This is a genomic window from endosymbiont of Ridgeia piscesae (assembly GCF_001443665.1).
GTDB lineage: Bacteria > Pseudomonadota > Gammaproteobacteria > Chromatiales > Chromatiaceae > Endoriftia > Endoriftia persephonae.
Map to the genome: position 1 here is coordinate 74,507 of NZ_KQ557121.1, position 18,604 is coordinate 93,110.

9 protein-coding genes are annotated in these 18,604 nt (G+C 64.3%); 2 read left to right on the forward strand and 7 right to left on the reverse strand.

Going from position 1 to position 18,604, the window contains the following annotated elements:
- Window position 1: 1 nt before the first annotated feature.
- From accA to Ga0074115_RS15710, 4 genes are all read right to left on the reverse strand, one after another.
- Window positions 2–961: an acetyl-CoA carboxylase carboxyl transferase subunit alpha gene (accA, locus tag Ga0074115_RS05155; protein WP_005961537.1), complete on the reverse strand. Its 960-nt coding sequence runs from the start codon at window positions 959–961 to the stop codon at window positions 2–4.
- A 174-nt stretch (window positions 962–1,135) separates the two neighbouring features.
- Window positions 1,136–1,333, reverse strand: coding sequence for a hypothetical protein (locus Ga0074115_RS17155; protein WP_157292664.1), 198 nt, complete (start codon window positions 1,331–1,333; stop codon window positions 1,136–1,138).
- Between the two features lie 21 nt (window positions 1,334–1,354).
- The gene (locus Ga0074115_RS16605; protein WP_057957270.1) at window positions 1,355–1,963 is read right to left on the reverse strand and encodes a nitrilase-related carbon-nitrogen hydrolase; all 609 of its coding nucleotides are present in this window, start codon (window positions 1,961–1,963) and stop codon (window positions 1,355–1,357) included.
- A 166-nt stretch (window positions 1,964–2,129) separates the two neighbouring features.
- Window positions 2,130–2,597 (reverse strand): class I SAM-dependent methyltransferase, encoded by a 468-nt coding sequence (locus Ga0074115_RS15710; RefSeq protein ID WP_057957269.1) that lies wholly within the window; start codon window positions 2,595–2,597, stop codon window positions 2,130–2,132.
- 228 nt (window positions 2,598–2,825) lie between these two features.
- Between Ga0074115_RS15710 and Ga0074115_RS16610 the strand changes: the two genes are divergently transcribed.
- Both Ga0074115_RS16610 and Ga0074115_RS16615 read left to right on the forward strand, forming a co-directional pair.
- A complete protein-coding gene (locus Ga0074115_RS16610; protein WP_232432911.1) occupies window positions 2,826–3,839 on the forward strand; it encodes a winged helix-turn-helix domain-containing protein in 1,014 nt (337 codons plus the stop codon).
- Between the two features lie 39 nt (window positions 3,840–3,878).
- Window positions 3,879–4,418: a tetratricopeptide repeat protein gene (locus Ga0074115_RS16615; protein ID WP_232432912.1), complete on the forward strand. Its 540-nt coding sequence runs from the start codon at window positions 3,879–3,881 to the stop codon at window positions 4,416–4,418.
- A 51-nt stretch (window positions 4,419–4,469) separates the two neighbouring features.
- Here Ga0074115_RS16615 and Ga0074115_RS05175 read toward each other — a convergent pair whose 3' ends face one another.
- The 3 genes from Ga0074115_RS05175 to Ga0074115_RS05185 are packed head-to-tail and all read right to left on the reverse strand — an operon-like array spanning window position 4,470 to window position 18,399.
- Complete coding sequence (locus Ga0074115_RS05175) at window positions 4,470–5,762, reverse strand: NAD(P)/FAD-dependent oxidoreductase (protein WP_060528284.1); 1,293 nt, start codon at window positions 5,760–5,762, stop codon at window positions 4,470–4,472.
- A gap of 52 nt (window positions 5,763–5,814) precedes the next feature.
- Window positions 5,815–7,095, reverse strand: a complete 1,281-nt coding sequence (locus Ga0074115_RS05180) for a DUF1501 domain-containing protein (protein WP_082626727.1) — start codon at window positions 7,093–7,095, stop codon at window positions 5,815–5,817.
- 24 nt (window positions 7,096–7,119) lie between these two features.
- Entirely contained in the window at window positions 7,120–18,399 is an 11,280-nt protein-coding gene (locus tag Ga0074115_RS05185; RefSeq protein ID WP_198295040.1) for a PA14 domain-containing protein, read from the reverse strand.
- Between the last annotated feature and the right edge of the window lie 205 nt (window positions 18,400–18,604).

Here is an 18,604-nt window from a genome sequence, read left to right on the forward strand (position 1 = left end):
CTCAGTCTCCGCTGAACTGCCCGTACTGCATCAGACGCTGGTAACGGGTATCCAACAGCTTGTCGATCGCCATGCTGCGAAGGTTTGCCAGCCCTTCGACCAGGGCGTGTTTGAGATTCTTCGCCATCGTCTCAATGTCACGATGGGCGCCGCCAAGGGGCTCTGGCACGATCTCATCGACCAGATTCAGCTCCTTCAGGCGGTCGGAGGTGATGCCCATCGCCTCAGCAGCGAGCGGCGCCTTCTCCGCATCTTTCCACAGGATCGAGGCGCACCCCTCGGGGGAGATCACCGAATAGGTGCTGTTTTGCAGCATCATCGTCCGGTCGCCCACCCCGATAGCCAGCGCGCCGCCGGAGCCACCCTCACCGATCACAGTGCAGATGATCGGGGTACGCAAGCCCGACATCACCCTGAGGTTGCGCGCGATCGCCTCACTCTGGCCGCGCTCTTCTGCACCCACGCCGGGGTAGGCACCGGGGGTGTCGATAAAGGTCAGGATCGGCAGCTGAAAACGCTCTGCCATCTCCATCAGGCGCAGCGCCTTGCGGTAGCCCTCGGGACGCGGCATACCGAAGTTGCGATAGATCTTGTCCTTGGTGTCACGCCCCTTCTGCTGACCGATCACCATCACTGGCTCGCCCTCAAGACGCGCCACACCACCGACGATCGCATGGTCATCGGCAAACGCACGATCACCGTGGAGTTCATGGAACTCATCGAAGATGCGACTGATGTAGTCGAGCATGTAGGGGCGCAGCGGATGGCGCGCCAGCTGGGAGATCTGCCAGGGTTTCAGGTTGGAGAAGATCGACTCGGTAAGCGCCTGGCTCTTGCTCTCCAGACGGCTGATTTCGTCCTGGATGTTGATCTCGTTGTCGTCGCCGACCAGCCGCAGCTCCTCGATTTTTGCCTCGAGTTCTGCGATCGGCTGCTCAAATTCTAGAAAGTTTAAATCCATGTGCGGAATATACCGGAATTGTTTTTTTTAGGACAGAGGGGGAATCCTTATTCAGATGGCCACACCGCTCCCACGGACCTGACTGCCTCTCATATCCCTGATGCAGAATCCCCAGGCGGCAGCGGCGGGGTTGCCAGCAGGACCGACTCCAGTTCCATGGCGAATCCACCACCACTACTCATCAAACCGCACGGGACAAACCGGCAAGCGGTTCACCCGGAGCTCAAAGATGTCCGGCCTGGCGTAGTGGCTTGCCACATCCAGTACCCGCTTGGAACCGGTCTGCGCAGTGGGGTCGATCTCGGCCTGTAGAATTCCCTTCTCCCGGTGCATCGGACCCGCGATGATCCTGCCCCCAGGGGCGATGACCACCGAGTCTCCCGGATGAGTGGATCAATCCGAGTCTGGATAGAGCTGGCGCCTGTCCGGGAGGTCGTCCGGCAGATCTCTCGCCTCGATCACGGTACCGCAGCCGATCACCCAGCAGCAGCCCTCCCGAGCGATGTGCTGCAGGCTGCCGAGCCAGTCGGCACCGCTGTCGTAGATCGGTGCGATATAGAGTTCGACCCCCTGGGCGTAGAGCGCATAACGGGCCAGCGGCATATAGTTCTCCCAACACATCAGGGTGCTGAGCCTGCCGGCCGGCGTCTCCACCACCCGCAGTCCGCTGGCGTCACCCATGCCCCAGACCATCCGTTCTGGATTGATGGGCATCAGCTTGCAGTGACGATTGAGGATCTCGCCCTGATCGCCGATGATCACCACTGTATTGTAGAGCGTGCTCCGGCTGGATCGCCCATCCCGCTCGTTCAGGCCGCAGACCACCACCACCCGGTGCCGCCGCGCCGCCTCACACAGGGGAGCCAGCTCTCCAGCTCCGATATCGACGGCATTCTCCACCAGCCGGGCATGCAGCTGTTCCGATGGGCCCCAGTCACTACCAGGGCGCAGGCGCCAGATCCACAACGGATAACCAGCGATGGAGGTCTCACTGAACACCACCAGGCCGCCTCCTGTTCCACGGCGGAGAGAGCGGAGAGCATCTGATGCAGTGCACCAAACGACGCCTTCTCGAAGCGCAGGCACTCCTTGGCCGAGCCACACACCACCGGAGCCTGCACCGCCTCCACCTCGATATCCCGGAAGCCAGCGGCTTGGAAGGCATTTTCTAGCACCTCCACACTCCCCAGACTGAAAGGCCCTGGCTGCCCGGGGAGCGGCGGGGCAGTTGCGCACGGCGACGGATGATGGAGACCGGCTGCGAGAAAAAGCCGTTGCGCTCGGCGCTGGAGTAGACCATGGCGGCCACCTTGCCATTCTCCTTCAGCACTCGCCGCATGCCAGCCAGCGTTCGCTGCTGATCCGGGAAGTAGATCATGCCAACCCGCGAGATCACGGCATCAAAACTGCCCTCTTCCAGGACGCTAAGATCCTCACCGTCCAGCTCCCGGGTGGCGACATTGTTCAGCCCCTCTGCCCGCGCCGACTGCCCGGCAAAGTGCAGGATGGAGGGAGAGATATCGGTGGCCAGAACCCATCCCTCGGACCCGACACGCCGGGCCACGGCCAGGGTCTGCTCACCGGTGCCGGCAGCGACATCGAGAACCCGGGAACCGGTGCCAGGCCTCCGCAGCATTCTCCCACTGTTGGCGGGTGGTTCGTTTGTAAGCGACGGCATCAAATGTTTGTAAAACGACAGACATGGTGAATCTCCTCTGTTTCTGTTTGAACTCTGCTGCCGGACAACCTCCGATCAGCTCTGCCTGGAGATCTAGTCCAGAGGAAAGAAAACATCCCTAAGAAACGACTAAACGTTTCCTAAGCCGCCATGATGATTCCATCATAGATTCCGCAACAGACTGATATGCAAGAAGAAAAGACAGACCTGGCAGAGCAATCGATACGGGGTGGCGGATGGCTGTTGGACGCCCCACTCAACCAGATTGAGCAGGATGGCCGGGGGGTCAGGCTCGAACCCAAGGCGATGGCCCTGCTGCTCTACCTGGCACAGAGGGCGGACGAGGTGGTCAGCCGCAAGCAACTGCTGTCGGCCCTCTGGCCGGGGGTGATCGTCAGTGACGATGCCCTGACCCAGGTCATCATCAAGTTGCGCAAGGCCCTGGGAGATGACGCAAGACACCCACGTTATATCCAGACCATCTCCAAACATGGCTATCGATTGATTGCACAGGTCGAAAATCTGCCCTTAAAGGAGCCCCCGGCAGATGGAGGCAAAAAAAGCGTCAACTGGCTGCCACAACGACCACTCTGGTGGGGAACCGGTGTCACCCAGCCTCGCTCCGCGCCCCTGACCATCAGCGTACTCCCCTTCAAAACAGCAGCGGACGATGCCGTCTCGATAAGATTTGCCGGCGGTATAACCGCCGACCTGGCCGATGATCTCTCCAGACTGTCAGAAATTTGGGTGATCAACGACCCGGGAGGAAGCGGCGATCTGCATCACGAAAAACGCGCCCGTTATCTGGTTTCGGGGAGCGTGTTCCATGCACAGGAACGGTTGCTGGTCCATGTCCAGCTAACCGAATCCGCAACCGCGCATCAGCTCTGGTCGGAACGTTTCGATCACCCGCTTGGAGAGCTATTCGATATGCAGTCGGAGATCAGTCGCCGCGTGGTCGACCAGCTGTCGCTGCGCGTCAGTCAGGCCGAGCGCCGCCACCTGGCCCGGCGCTATACCCGCAATCTGGCCGCCTACGGCTATTTTCTCGATGCCCAGGTCCATCTCCTGACCCGCGAGACGGAGGACAACCGGCAGGCCCGGGCTCTCTACCGGCTGGCCATCGAGCAGGCCCCTGCCTTCGCACGGGCCCACACCGGCCTCGCCCTAAGCCATGCGGCAGACTATCGTAATCAGTGATCAGAGGATGGCGGCGCCTCCCTCAGCCGGGCCCGGGAGATGGCCGATACCGCCTTGCATATCGACCCGGAGATCCCGCAGACCTATTGGGTGCTGGGGTATGTGGACGCCCAACGACGCCGGCATCAACAGGCACTAGAGTCCCTGCGCAAGGCGGTGGCGCTGGATAACTCCTTTGCCGACGCCTACGCCCTGATGGGGGGCATCCACACCTATCTCGGTACACCGAAGCGCTCGCTCTCCCTGCTGCGCCGGGCCATGCGTCTGCGGCCGGAAGCAGGCTATCTCTACTTCCTGCTCCTTGGCCGCGCCTACTATTTCCTCGGCGACATCGAGCAGGCCCGGATCAATCTCCATGAGGCCCTGTCACGCAATCCGGCCAGTCTGGAGGCCCACCTCTATATGGCAGCCAGGGCGATTGCCTCGGAAGAGGATGAGAGCGGGGAGTGGGAGGCCGAAGAGGTACGGATGATCCGTCCCGGTTTCTCCTTTCAGCGATGGCTGCAGACCTACCCCATGACCAGCGCTGACCAGATCGAGCAGCTAAGGGGCGCGCTGGCCACGGTCGGGCTGCGATGAGGCAGGAGGGGCAAGGGGTCGATGAGATTATTTGATTTAATCGCTGGGCAACTAACCGCCGAACAGATCCCGAGTGAAGTTGTTGTACCAACTATGGGCATACGCCAGATCGCGGCGGCGCTCTTCGGGGCTGGCGTCGGCACGCGACAGCCCGCCGCTGCCGGGCACCTGTTCGATCTGCTGGCCACCGGCGGTAAGTCGGTAGACCCCGAGCACCGAGATGGCATAGTCGGTGCCAACGATGCTATAGCAGGCGTTGGCGTAGGAGGGGCTGCCTGGCGGCTGATCGTTGAACAACGCCGCCACCGCCAAGGCGCACTGCTTCGCCTCGGAGTTGGCGGCAAACCCCGATTTGGGCAGCGGGCTGGCGCTACAGGCGTCACCGATCACATGGATGCCAGGGCGCAATCGGGACTCAAAGGTTTGTGGGTCCACCGGACACCAACCGCTGGCGTCGGTCAGACCGGCCTGGAAGGCGAGCGCACCGGCCTGTTGGGCCGGCACCAGGTTCAACACATCGGCGCTGTAGCTATCGCCAAACCCGGTGGTGACCCGGCGGCTAACAGGATCGACCTGCACCACCCCCTGCTCGGCGCCAGAGATCCACTCAATCATCGAGTTGTCGCTGTCATAGCCGTAGAGATCCCGCCAGCCCTGGATGAACAGGCTCTGCTTGGCGAAGCTGCTCTTCGGATCGAGGATCAGCACCTTGCTGCGCGGCTTGTGCTGCTTGAAATAGTGGGCCACCTGGCTGGCCCGCTCGTAGGGGGCGGGCGGACAGCGGTAGGGGTTGGGTGGCGCGGCCAGAACGAAGGTGCCGCCATCTGGCATCGCCTCCAGCTGGGCACGCAGCAGGCGGGTCTGCTCCCCCGCCTTCCAAGCGTGGGGGATGGTGTCGATCACCGAGGCGTCGTAACCCGCCACCGTGTCGTAGCGGAAGTCGATGCCCGGCGAGACGATGCAACGATCATAGGGGAGGCGCACGCCAGAGGCGGTGATCACTTGCTGAGCCGCTGAATCGATGGCGCTGACCCGATCCTGCACCAGCTGGATGCCATCCGCCTGCACACCGGCATAGCCAAACCGGATCGACGCCAGACTGCGCCCTCCCCCCACCACCTCATTGCTCATATAGCAGGTGTAGTAGTCGGCATCGGGCTCGATCAGGGTCACCGTGATCGTGGCATCGGCGCGGCGCAGGGCGCGGGCTACGCTGACCCCGCCAGTGCCACCACCGACCACCACCACCTGGCGGGTCGCCCCCAGCGCCAAGGCCGGAGCACTCAACAGGGCCGCACCTGCGCCCAGGGTCTTGAGAAAACCTCTGCGATCCATCTTGTTCATCGTTACTAAACCTATATCAGTGCTGGCCAAGTCGATCCACGACCACCCTCTCTCACACCCTGATCCCGGTGGAGCGATTCGGGTCGAACAGGCTCACTGGCTCAGCCCGCAGCGGGAAGCGCTGGGCCAGGGGGTGCTGGTCGATGCCCAGCAGCTTGCGCAGCTCACTCTGAATATGGCGCGGCTGGAGCAGCATGCCGCCGCTGTCGAGTTGCAGGGTGCGCGGGTCGATCGCGAGCTTCTCATGCCGTGGGCCGCCCGCGCCGACGATCCGGTCGCTCCAGCCGACCCCCTGCATCATCAACAGCTCGCTGCCTGCCGACCAGTAATCCTTGCCGTTGTTGCTGTTGTAGCTTGGCGTGCGCCCCACATCCGAGGTGACATGCACCAACAGGCGGTCGGCCAGGCCAATCTGTTCGGCCTTGCTCCAGAGGTAGTCGAGGCCACGGGTCAGCCGCAGCAGGGCCGCAGCCTGGTTGTTGTCGTGGTTGCCGTGGGTGTCGAAACCGCCGCTGCTGAAGACCCCGGTCACGCTCATGCCGGCCGCCGCCATCACCAGAAACAGGTGCATGTCGCGCACCAGACTACTCCTGTCGCCCTTCAGATCGGTGCTGTCGAGACTCGACGGCATCACATCGGCAAGGCGGGCCAGACCACCACTGCCGCTGCGGGCGCTATAGAGCTCATCCAACTTGCCCTGCCAACGGGGCAGGTTGTCCGAACGCTGCCGCTGCGCCTGCAACCGCTCCAGCTGAAAACGCCGCACGATGGCGATATCAGAGGGTTTGTGGAAGGTGCGGTTGGCATCCCGCCAATTCGGGTCGGCCATGGTGCGCAATAATGACTCATCCGGCAGGCCGGTAAAGGGCATCACCCCAGCCGTCTCGGAGAAGCCGCTGGCGCGCACAAACGGCATCGGCATCCCCTGACCATGGACCCCCGCCAACAGCTCGTTGAGACTCGGGTAGCCGGTCATCAGCTGGCCGGTGCTGCGGTTGCGCTCCGCCGCCCCATGACCGTTGCTCTGCAGATCGATACCGTTGATCACCAACATCCGCTGATGGTGGCGCTGAAAGAACTCGGCGTTCTCGGCGAACGGGGCGTAACGCAGGTTTCCGGCCCGGCCGGCCGGTGCGTTGGCCGCCCAGTGGTTCACCGTGTTGTCCTCCCGCGGATCGCAGAAGGAACTCTGATCCCAGCCGCCACCGGCGTGCAAGGTGATCAGGATCGGCCCATTATAGGCCTGCGCCGCCATCCCTGGCCGCATCCAGCCCGGCAGCGCCGCCGCCATGCCAGCCACTCCCGCCAGTCTCAGAAACTCTCTTCTCTTCATCCTTCTCTGCTCCAGGCTGCCCGGTCACTCATAGAGGAAACGTGCATCACCCAACAGGTAGAGCACCACCATCGCCCAGGCCCGTTTGGTGTAGTAAGGGTCCTGCCAGCGGTTGTTGAGGGAACAACTCACCGAGTCGGAGACGTTCTCCCGATCGTTCCAGATCGCCTGAAACAGATCAAAGGTGCGATCGATCTCAGGGTCATCCAGGGGCAACGGCTCACCCAGCAGATGGCTATGCAGGTGTTGGATGGCCTGGCGGATATGCTGCTCTCCCGCCCCCATAAAACCGTCTCCCGGCGCCACCAACTGCAGGTAGGTATCGTCGACATAGGCATCGTTGTTGGCCTGACTCGTATTGGTGCGCACCCCTAGCAGATGGAAACGCACCCGTCGAGTCCCCACCGGCACCGCGACGAAGCGGCTCTGTTGCTGCCAACGGCTCTGCTCACCGATTAGATGGGGACTCTCGGCCAGCTGGCTGCCGTCGGCAGCGTGGAAGCTGACGAAGACCTCGGGGCGGTCGTTGTTGCGCGACCAGGGACGCAGCCGCGCGCCAAACAGCACCCGGCTCCCACCCTGGTCGATGGCCACGGCCTGGGCGTTGAGATCGACCTCCTGATAGGCCTCACCGATGGCGCTCTGCCCAGAGCAGATGCCGCCGACGACGAAGTAGCCCTCACCGGCATCGGTGCCGGGGCCACGACAGCCGCCGATCCGCTCACCGTTGTGCCAGACCTGTACCGTACCCTGGGCCAGGGTCCAGCCGACCATCCCCTGCTCCGCCCCTGGATTCACCAGCAGATTGTTACCACTCAATTGGTCCAGGTCGGGGGTGTCGACGGCCTCCACCGCGCCGAACAGCAGCCGCTCCGCCACTGGGCGGGCAAAGTCGTGACGCACGATGTTGCAACTCAGTTCCATCCCCATCCGCTCCGGGATGGTCGCCATCAGGCTGTTGATCTGGCTATTCGGCTGGCTCAACAGGCTACCGCCATCGAAGCCGCCATAGAACTTGCCCTGTTGAGTGTGCCAGACAGCACCATCGCGGAAGTAGTACCAATCCTCGCCGGTCAGGCTCAACAGTTTGTGGTTCAACTCCTCCGGGGTCAGCAGCCGCGCCATCCCCAGATCGTGCAGTTCGGCACGACCCTGGGCATCCAGCCCCTCGGCGGATACGGCGCGGAACAGCGGGCTGACCACCAGCTCGACCAGCAGATCCTTGACGTTGAAGGGGCCATGGCCCTGATCACGGACAAACTGCCCGGCGATCTCCTCCAGCAACCGATCCTGCTGATTGTAGGCGGCCAGCCGGATGGCATAGTCGTCCACCGTGCTGCTCATCGGCGCACTCAGCGGATCACGCTTGAACAGGGCGCGATACCAGAAATGGACACCACCCTTGGCGAAGCGGGGATCCGCCACCAGATGACGCCCCAACCACTGCAGGCTGCCGCTCACCCCCGCCTCGCGGCTGTTCAGTGCCGGGAGTTGCAGACGCAGCTGAGCGGCATCGATATAGACATCCGAAACACTCCCCGAACGGCGCAGCCCAGCCATCACATAGCGGATGGTGCGGGTGCCCCTGGGCAGGGTCAGGGTCTCGGTGTAGCGACGCCAGTAGGGGCGCTGGTTACTCAGCCGGTTGCTGACGCCGACCTGCCCACCCTGGGCATCGAGGAACTCCAGATAGACCTCGGGACGGTCGGACCACCCCTTGTCGCGCAGCTGGGCGCCGTAGATCGCCTGCACCTGACCGGCGTCGATGGCCGCCGCGTGGCGCGCCACGCTCAGATCCTGGTGGACCAGGGTCTGGCGCTCGGCCTCGCCACAGCCACCGAGCATGAACAACTGGCTGCCGTTGTAGGGCTCGGGGATGGGGCCGCAACCCGCCGCCTGGTTCGCCAGCAGCACGCCCTGATCAACCACCCAGCCCTCGACATCCTGCTCGGCGCCGGGGTTCTGCAACAGGTTATCGGTCACCTCGCTCTCGGCCCCATAGCCGCGGTGCCCCCCCGGCATCACCAGGTCACCATAGCCGGCAGGCAGGGCATCGCGATACCAGGCATCACCGGGACGATACCAGGGAAGACCGTTGTGATCGGGAGGGAAATCCGCCGACTTATAGGCGCGCGGCAGGGAGTCCCGGTCGCCCTGACTGCCATTGAAGTTCTGCTGATAGCGGGCCGCCGTGCCCCAGTTCTGAAAGGCTCCAGCCACCGGGTCCATCGAGGTGTGACAGACCAGGCAGGTGGGACTCTCCAGGGTCGGCACCAGGAAATCACCATTGTTGCTGTCATCCAGCGGCCGCTGTCCCAGGGCCTCGATATCGATGCCGAGGAACTGCTTGAAGACCGACTTCGAACGATGGCGGTTACGATTGGTGTCGGTGGTCGGGAAACGCGACAACCAGGCGTGGGTGGTCAGCACCCCGGCATGGGGAAAGGGTTGATCGATGCGCGCCGAGATACGCGTCTGACGCGCCGGCACGAACTGATCCTCTCCCGCAAAACTGCCAGAGATCGGCTCGGCCCCCATCACCCGGCCGATGATCGGGTTGGCCAGGGTGTAGTCGGCGGTAACGATCTCGCTCCACGGGCGGTCGTTGTCGACGATGTAGCTCAGCAGGTGGACCGGCTGATGGCGCACCGCATCGTGCAGTTGCCCGCGCTCGGCCCGGCTCAGCCCATTCAGCAGTGGATAGTCGTCACGGCTCAGGCCACGGCTGCCATAGAGCCCGGCGGCGCCGTTGCTGAGGAAGCGTTCAAAGCCAGCCCGTTCGGCAAAGCCGTGCAGCGCATCCCCCGCCATCATCTCCCGCAGGGTCTGGCGCAGGGTCTCGTCCGAGTCTACCGCGGCCTGCTCCGCCGCCGTGGGTATGCGATTCAGCAACAGCAGGCTCGCCTTGCGCAGGGTCGCCTGGGGGTCGAGCAGACGAACGCCATCTGGGGCGCTGGTGTCACGCTGCAAGGTCAGGTTCAAGCTGCCGGAACGGCTCGAACGGTTGCCCGCCGCATCCAGCGCCAGGATCTGGTAGCTGTAGCTACCTTGCTCCAATGCCGTATCGGTGAAGCTGTTCCACTGGGTCGTGGCGATCAGCTGGCCGTCGCGGTAGATCTCATAGCCGGTCACCTGCCAGTCGTCATCCGCGTCAGTCCAGGTCAAGGTCAGCGAATCGTTGGTGGTGGCTGCCAGGGCGAGATCGACAGGCTGGTCCGGACCACGGGTATCGGCGGCCTGACCGGCATAGAAGTGGGCCAACGCCTGAGCCGCCTGGGGGGCGATGCGATGCGCCTGATCCAAGCCACTGCGCATCGCAGTGGGGGCCTGGCTGCGATCCGCCAGATAGTCGCTCAACACCGCCTCAAGATAGGGACGCCACTGACCAGCCAGACGCACCCCGGTCAGGCCGTTGTCACGACCACTGTTGGTATGGCAGCTCTCGCACGCATCCCGATGCAGACTCTGGCCCTGCTGTTGTAGGGTGGCATCGACCGACTGGCTGGTCTGGCTCTGCGGCAGCGCGGCGAAGTAGTCGGCCATCGCCGCGATCTGATCCGCCGAGTAGCCCTTGGCGACGCGGTCCATGATGCTGGCGTGGCGGCGGCCGCTCTGGTAGTCGTTCATCACCCGCACGAAGTAGCCTCGATCGAGCCCAGCGATGGCCGGCATCGCCGGACCGCCGCTAACGCCGCCACTGCTGTGACAGATGGCGCAGTTACCCACCAGTGCCGCCACCGGAACATCATCGACGCTCGGCGCCGAGCCGCCGCAGGCGGCCGGGTCGTCCAGCTGGCGCAGGAACTCCGCCAGGTTGCGATAGGCGAGGCTCTGGGCATCACCGAACGGTGCGCCGCCGCCGTGGGGCCGTGCGCCGATGCTCTTCTCCAGCAGGGTCGCGCCGCCCAACTGGTTAGCGGCATCTACCACCACCTTCTGGTTGCGGCTCGCCGCATCGGCTCCCTGATGGAGCACGAAACGGGTCATATGGGCGAGGCCGCCGGAGTTGTGGCAGCTGGCGCAGAGCTCCAGGTGGGGGGCGACCTCGCGCACGAAGAACGACTCGGTGGCGGCGCAGGCCGCGGCCAGGCTGACATCAGCCGGGTTCGAGGCCGCGGAGAGGTTGCCCGCCGCGTCGATCGCCCGAACCCGATAGCTGTAGCTGAGGCCCGCCTCGGCGGAACTGTCGGTGTATTCGGTCTGCATCGCGGTGGCGATCAGGCGGCCGTCGCGGATCACCCGGTAGCCGCTCACCGCCTGGTTGTCCCGCGAGGCGCCCCAACTGAGGCGCACACTCTGGTTGCTCAGAAGCTCGGCACGCAGGCTGGTCGGACTGGTCGGGGCCTCGGTGTCACCGGTGCGCACCTCCACCGCCGGAGTGGCGCTGGAGAGGTTGCCCGCCGCATCCAGCGCCCGGATCTGATAGCGGTAGCGGCGGCTACCCGCCAGCCCCTGGTCGCTGTAGCTGGTGCTGGCCACCCTGGCGATCGTCTTGCCATCGCGCAGCACCTGATAGCCACTGACCCCAGCGTTGTCGGTTGCAGCCTGCCAACTGAGCTGCATCGAGGTGGCGTCGACCGGCTGTACGCTCAGCCCCGTCGGGGCCGAGGGTGGGGTGCCGTCATTAGTGGTGACGGTGAGCGCAGCGGTCGGCGGCGAGGCGTTGCCCGCCGCATCCAGGGCGATCACCTGATAGCTGTAGTGGCTGAAGCTCTGCAGGCCCTGGTCGGTAAAGCTGGTCTGACTGACCGTCGCCACCGCCTCGCCATTGCGCAGCAGCCGATAGCCGGTCACCGCGATATTGTCGCTCGCCGCGCCCCAGCTGAGGCCAATGCTGTCGTTGCTGCGCGATAGGACTTGCAACGCCCCCGGCACGCCGGGAGGGATGGTATCGGGCACTGTCAACTCAACCAGGCTGGCCGGGGACTCGGTGCCATTGGGCCAGACCGCCTTTATCGCATAGCGATAGGCCTGACCGACCTCGACCTGGCTATCACGATAGCCGTTACTATCGACACTACCCAGTAGCCGGCCGCCGCGATAGACGTTGTAGCGCCCAATCAGGTCGTGGGGCTGCCACGCCAGGGTCACCCCCTGATGGCCCTGCTCGGTGATCTTCAGCCCTGCCGGCGGCTGGGGCGCACCGCTCTGGTCCGCCTGCCAGCCCAGCTGGGCTACGGCACCGCCTCCGACCTCGAAATAGTCCATCCGGATCTGGTGGCGTCCCTGGTCGAGAAAGACTCGCCGGCTATACTCGGTCGGCGCCATCGGCCGCCAGGCATCGATCAGCAGCTGGTCATCGACCCACAGCCGCACCCCATCATCGGTGCGGCTGGTGAAGCTGTACTCACCCGCCGGCAGGTCGAATGCACCACTCCAGCGCGCCGAGAAGTGGTCACGCCCCTTCACCCCCAGCGGCTTGCCACCGCCCCAGTCGAAGTCAATCTTCGGCTCCTGCCGGATATCTGCCAGCGGCCCCTTCAGGTCACCCTGGTTGTAGTATTCGGCGCAGAATGCACCCACCGGCAGCGGGGAACAGTCATCGATCGGCTGCCAGTTGACCTTCAGCGCGGCACCACCCCAGCCGTCGAAGTGCTCCACCCGGACCCGGTGTTTGCCCTGGATCAGTTGACGCACCGCCCGGTACTCGGTGGGTTTCTGCTGGTTCCAGTAGTCGATGATCAGCTCATCATCGAGCCACACCCGCACCCCATCGTCGGCCAGCGCCGAGAAGCGGTAGAGCCCCGCCTCAAAGGCGAAATCCCCCACCCACTTGTCGGAGAAGGTGTCGTGCTCGATGTTGTCGATCGGGTTTTTCGGCCAGTCAAAGTCGAGCCTGGCGACCTCCAGGGTGTCGGCCAGGCCGCCCGTGAAGTCCATCTCCTCATAGAACTCGCCACAGAAGCGCCCCTCCGGCACCACCGAACAGTCGGGGGCTTTGCTCCAGCTCAGCTTCGCCTTGGCCTTGCCCCAGGCCTCGTAGTACTCGACCTTGATACGATGGGTGCCGGCCTCCAGCTTCAGTAGCGTGCGCTGCTTGCCGTACCAGGGCCAGCTGCGTTTCCAGGCGTCGATGATCAGATCGCCATCCACCCAGACCCGGAAGCCGTCATCGGCATCGCTGCGGAAGCGGTAGTAGCCCGCCTCGAATTCAAAGTCACCCTGCCAGCGGGCGGAGAACTTGTCGTGACTCAGCGCCTCGCTGGGTCCACCACCCTGCCAATCAAAATCGATAGCCGGATCGAGACTCGCCTCCAGCGGCTCGCCGGAGAGATCCTGATTGGGGAAGTATTCGCCGCAGAACTCGCCGCTGGGCACCGCGTCGCAGCTGGGCGCGGTCTCCCAGACCAAGGCGGCCCTGGCATTGCCCCAACCCTCGCGGTATTCGACCTTGATGCGGTGGTTACCCTCCGTCAGACGTTGCAGGATCTGGCGCTTGCCGAACCAACTCCACTTCGGATCCCAGGCGTCGATCACCAACACGCCGTCGATCCAGACCCGCATCGCGTCATCGAAGCGGCTCTTGAAACGATAGGTGCCGGCCGCGAACGGAAAGTCACCTTCCCAGCGCACCGAGAACTTGTTTGCCCCCACCCCTACGATCGGGCTGCCGCTACCCCAATCGAAGTCGATCTTATCGTAGAGCCGCGAGTCCACCGGGTCGCCGCTCAGGTCGGTGGTGGGAAAAAAGCTGGCGCAAAATTGCCCTTGCGGCACCTGCGAACAGTCGGCGGTCTCCTCCCAGCGCAGCTTGGCGACAGCACCACCACCGCTCTCGAAGTACTCCATCTTGATGCGATGTGTGCCCGCTGTAAGCGGCAGCATGGCACGGTATTCGGTGGGCCGCTGATGGCGCCAGCCATCGATGATCAGCCGCCCATCGACCCACACCCGAATACCGTCATCCCCGGTGGCGATGAAGCGGTAGCCCGACGCCTTAAACGCGAAGTCGCCCTGCCAACGCACCGAGAAGTTGTCCTTCCAGACCCCGTCGATCGGCGCGCCGCTGTTCCAGTCGAAGTTGATGGCCGGATCGACGCGCCCCTCGCTGGGTGCCCCGGTGAGGGTTTTGTTGCCGAAGAACTCGGCGCAGAAACGGCCGCTCGGCACCGCCTCGCAACCCGCCACCCGTTGCCAGTGGAAGTTGGCCTTGGCCGTGCCCCAACGCTCCTTGTACTCCACCCGGACCCGGTGGCTGCCCGCCGTCAGCCGATGGAGCCGGTGCTGGGTGCCGTAGAGGGGCCATTTGCGCGCCCCGTCCCAGGTATCGATGATCGGCTCGCCGTCGATCCAGACCCGCATGCTGTCGTCGGCATCACTGATGAAACGGTAGGCGCCCGCCTCGAAGGTGAAGTCGCCCTGCCAGCGCAGCGAGAAGCGGTCGGTGCGCTTGCTATTGTCCGGGCTCCCCTTGCCCCAGTCGTGGGCGATCTGCGCCTCACTCCAGCCATCCACCGGGTCGCCCTGCAGCTCTTCGTTGTGGAACAGCTCGGCGCAAAAATGGCCGCTCGGCACCGTGCCGCAGCCGGGCACCGCCTCCCATCTGAGTTTTGCCCGAGCATCGCTCCAGGCCTCGCGGTACTCCAGGCGGATCTTGTGCGCGCCCGGATCGAGGCGCAGCAGGCGGCTGTATTTGCCGCGGTAGCTCCAATCCATGCTCCAGGCGTCGATTACCTGGCGATCGTCGATCCAGAGCCGGATGCCGTCATCCACATCACTGGTGAAGCGGTAGGCGCCGCCGTCGAAGTTGAAACTGCCCTCCCAGCGCACCGAGAAGCGGTCGGGGTTGACCCCATGCATCGGCCGCTGCCGGCCCCAGTCGAATGCGATGGCCGGCGTCTGCTCCTGGCGCACCGGCTCACCCTGAAGCTGCTCGTTGTTGAAGTAGCTGCCGCAGAAGGCGCCGCTCGGCACGCCGCTACAGGGGTGGCGCTGCTCCCAATGGAACTGGGCGGTAGCCCAGCCGCCATGCTCCTTGTATTCGATCTTGATGCGGTGGCTGCCCGCCGCCAGATGCAGATCCTTGAAATACTCGGTGGCGGCCTGGGGCTTCCAGGAGTCGATGATCGGTGCGTCGTCGATCCAGACCCGCATCCCGTCGTCGGTGCGGGCGATAAAGCGGTAGTCACCCTCGGTGAAGGTGAAGTCCCCCTGCCAGCGGGCCGAGAAGTTATCCTTGCCGATCACCCCGGCGAAGGGCGACTCACCCTTCCACTCAAAATCAATGGCCGGCACATTGGCGGCGTGGACCGGCAGCCCAGTCAGTTCGCGGTTGTTGAAGAACTCGCCACAGAAGGCCCCGTTTGGCACCGACTCGCAGCGCTGCCCCAGCTCCCAGCTGACGTGGGCGCGGGCCCAGCCGCCCCACTCCCGATATTCGATCCGCACCCGCTGCAACCCCGCCGGCAGCGTGACCACCTGGTTGATGCGGCCACCGTGCTGCCAGGAGTCGATGAGCAGCCGATCACCGATCCAGACCCGCACCCCATCATCGGTGTAGCTGTGGAGGTTGTACTCCCCCCCCTCGAACTGGAATTCGCCCAACCAACGGACTGAAAAGTGATCCTTACCCAGTCCGTTGGCGGGCGCCTTGTCCTGCCACTCGAACGCAATCTGTTGATCTTCACGCACCAGCGCCGCATCACCGGCCAGGTCGTGGTTGTCGTAGTAGGCGCCGCAGAAGCGCCCCTGGGGGATCGCCCCGCAGCCCACCGCGCTGGCCCAGCTCAGCTCGGCCACGGCGCCACCGCCGCCCTCAAAATATTCGGCGCGGATGCGGTGTCTGCCCGCCTTCAGCCAGAGGCTCTTCTGATGGACGGTCGGCGCCTGACCGTGCCAGCTGTCGATCACCGGCTCACCGTCGACCCAGAGGCGGAAGCCGTCGTCGGTCCGTACCTGGAAGTTGTAGCTGCCATCCTGATCAAACTGAAAGTCGCCCTGCCAGCGTACCGAGAAGTTGTCCCGCGGCAGGCTGGCATCAGCACTGCCGTTGCCCCAGTCAAAGTTGACCTGCGGGTCGATGCGCACCAGCGCCGGATCACCCTCCAGGTTTCGGTTGGCAAAATACTCGGCGCAGAACTCACCCGCCGGCACTGAGGCACAGTTGACCAGCTCAGCGCCCAGCGGCTGCCAGTCGAGGGAGAGAAAGGCGTTGCTACCGAGGCGGTACTCCAGCGCCAGCAGATGGCCTCCCTGGCTGAGATGGGCTGTGCGCATGGCATCCACTGCACCGCCATCACTGCTGCCCTGGTAGAGGGGCTGGCCATCCAGCGACAGCTTCAGCTCGCGGGCGCCATGGCTGAGCATAAACTGGTAGTCACCCTGGGCGAACACGAAAGAGCCGCTCCAGCGCAGCAGCAGGTCATCCGCCGCTACTCCCACGGGCAGATCGCCGAGGCTGAAACGCAGGCCGTTGTCGCTGATCTGGAGCTGCGCCTGCTCTAGAGGGAGCCACTGATCACCGTCGAAATATTCAAGGCAGAAGCCACCGCCAGGTTGCAGGCAGCCGACCCGCTCCAGCGCCAGACCCAACGCTGCCTCGCCGCTCAGGTCCTGATAGTCGAGGCGCAGCTGATGATAGCCCCCGTCCAGGGTGAGATAGCTGGCCAGGGTACGTTGTGGGGATGGAGCGTCCCAGGCATCGATCAGCGGCGCGCCATCGAGCCAGAGCCGCACCTTATCGTCGGCATCGAGCTCAGCGCGGTAGATGCCAGCGCCCGGGTTGAGGCTGCCGATCCAGCGCAGCGAGAAGCCATCCCGACCGACACCGGCGTCGGGACCGCCCAGCCCCCAGTCCCAATCAAGCAGCTGCTGGCGACCACTGGCGGCGGTCGAGGCCGGCAGATCACCGGCCAACGCCAGGGCCGGAGCGCCCTGGGGGTCATCCAGGCCACTATATTCGAGACAGTAGCGCCCCTCGGTCACCCCGTCGCAGTGGGCCAGTTGCAGACCGGAGCGCTCCTCCAGCCAGAGCCCAGCGCTATCCGCCTCGGCCGGAATCACCTCAGCGGGAAGACGCAACTCGACCCCATCCCAACTCAGCAGGGCGGGATAGTCGCTGAGCGCCATCTGCCTGGCCGTCCGCCCTGGTTGGGGACGCGGGGTGACGCGCCAGAGGCGTTCACCAGGGGCACCTGCGGCGCTGACGATGAAGGGGCGAGCACGCTCGATCAGGCTGTCGATGCGGGGGCTTTTACCCGTCGCGCCAAGCCGCTGCTGCAGCTCGTTCAGGGTCGCAGAGAGCAGCTGGTCGTCCAGTGGATCGGTATGCCCCGCCAGATAGTCACTGACCCCGACCAATCCGGCGTGCAGAATCAGCTCACGGTAGAAGAGGCCGCCCTGGCTGACCGACTGGCTGTCGCTGCCGAAGATCAGGCTGCCCTCCAGCAGCGGATGGATCGGCCGGTCCGAGGCCAGCGCCATGCCGCGCACCCGGTCGATGGCGTCGCTCAGGCTGTCGAAGGGGGCGTTCTGGCTGCCGGAGAGGGGGTTGGGCACACCCGCCAGCAGCTGTGACTGGTGGGTACCGATCTGGGCAGCAGGATTGGCAAGCCGGCCCCAGACCGGGGCGACCGCAAAGACGGTGCGCTGATCGTAGAAACCCTGGGCAGAGACCTGGGCGGTGGGGAACCAGCGTTGCAGCGGCTCCACCACCACCTGCGCCAACCAGGCGGCGCTGCGGCGGCCCATCAGCCGGTCCCAGGTGGGATGGGCTTCACCGTTGCGGCCCGCTGTTAGCAGCGCAGATGCATCTTTCAGGCCGATCGATTCGGCCAGCGACACAAAGCCAGGACTGGCGGTCAGGCGGTTAAAGTAGGCGTCAGGGTCGCCCTGCAGCAGACCACGGGCGTAGAGCCCCGCTACCGAGAGATCACTGCTGGAATCGATGCTGAGCAGGTCAAGCTGACCACCCAGCCCAGCATAACGGGCCAGAAACGCCTCGACCAACGCCTGGCTCGTCTCGGCGCTGGCCTGCCACCAATCGGCCTGGCCCTGCCCGATCGCTGCATCCACCCCCGCGCTGATACGCTCACCAACAACCAATAACAGCCCACGCTGGCCCGCCGCAAGGTCACCGGTAGCAGCCGCCGCCTCGACAGCCAGCGCCTCCGCCTCAGCGACAGAGCTGACCCCGCTCAGATCGACCCGCTGAAGCTGAGGCAGGTTGGCAAACTGATCGGCAGAGACAGACAACCGGTAGCCCAGTGGCTGGGTGCCACCCATGGTCGGAAAGCACAGCCCCAGCAGCAACAGAATGGGCAGGAGGGTGCATCGGTAATGTTTCCAGCTGGCGATCATATCCATGCCTTCCATGAATCGAAATGGTACCTGCGTCGACTGCTGCCACCTGGGATCAAGCACAGCAGAGACCGCCTCTCAGGGAATAATCTGAATGCACATACGGGCGTCATTCAGCCTGCCCAAACTGCAGAATTTGGGAATAAAAAGCGGATTAGGAATTTATTTAATCAATTTGCGGCGCAAATTGTGAAGCACTAGACGCACTTCA

Bases quoted from the DNA above. Each gene is read 5' to 3' on its own strand.
- accA (WP_005961537.1), bottom strand. From the start codon at position 961: ATGGATTTAAACTTTCTAGAATTTGAGCAGCCGATCGCAGAACTCGAG.
- Ga0074115_RS15710 (WP_057957269.1), bottom strand. From the start codon at position 2,597: ATGCTGCGGAGGCCTGGCACCGGTTCCCGGGTTCTCGATGTCGCTGCC.
- Ga0074115_RS16610 (WP_232432911.1), top strand. From the start codon at position 2,826: ATGCAAGAAGAAAAGACAGACCTGGCAGAGCAATCGATACGGGGTGGC.
- Ga0074115_RS16615 (WP_232432912.1), top strand. From the start codon at position 3,879: ATGGCCGATACCGCCTTGCATATCGACCCGGAGATCCCGCAGACCTAT.
- Ga0074115_RS05175 (WP_060528284.1), bottom strand. From the start codon at position 5,762: ATGAACAAGATGGATCGCAGAGGTTTTCTCAAGACCCTGGGCGCAGGT.
- Ga0074115_RS05180 (WP_082626727.1), bottom strand. From the start codon at position 7,095: ATGAAGAGAAGAGAGTTTCTGAGACTGGCGGGAGTGGCTGGCATGGCG.
- Ga0074115_RS05185 (WP_198295040.1), bottom strand. From the start codon at position 18,399: ATGGATATGATCGCCAGCTGGAAACATTACCGATGCACCCTCCTGCCC.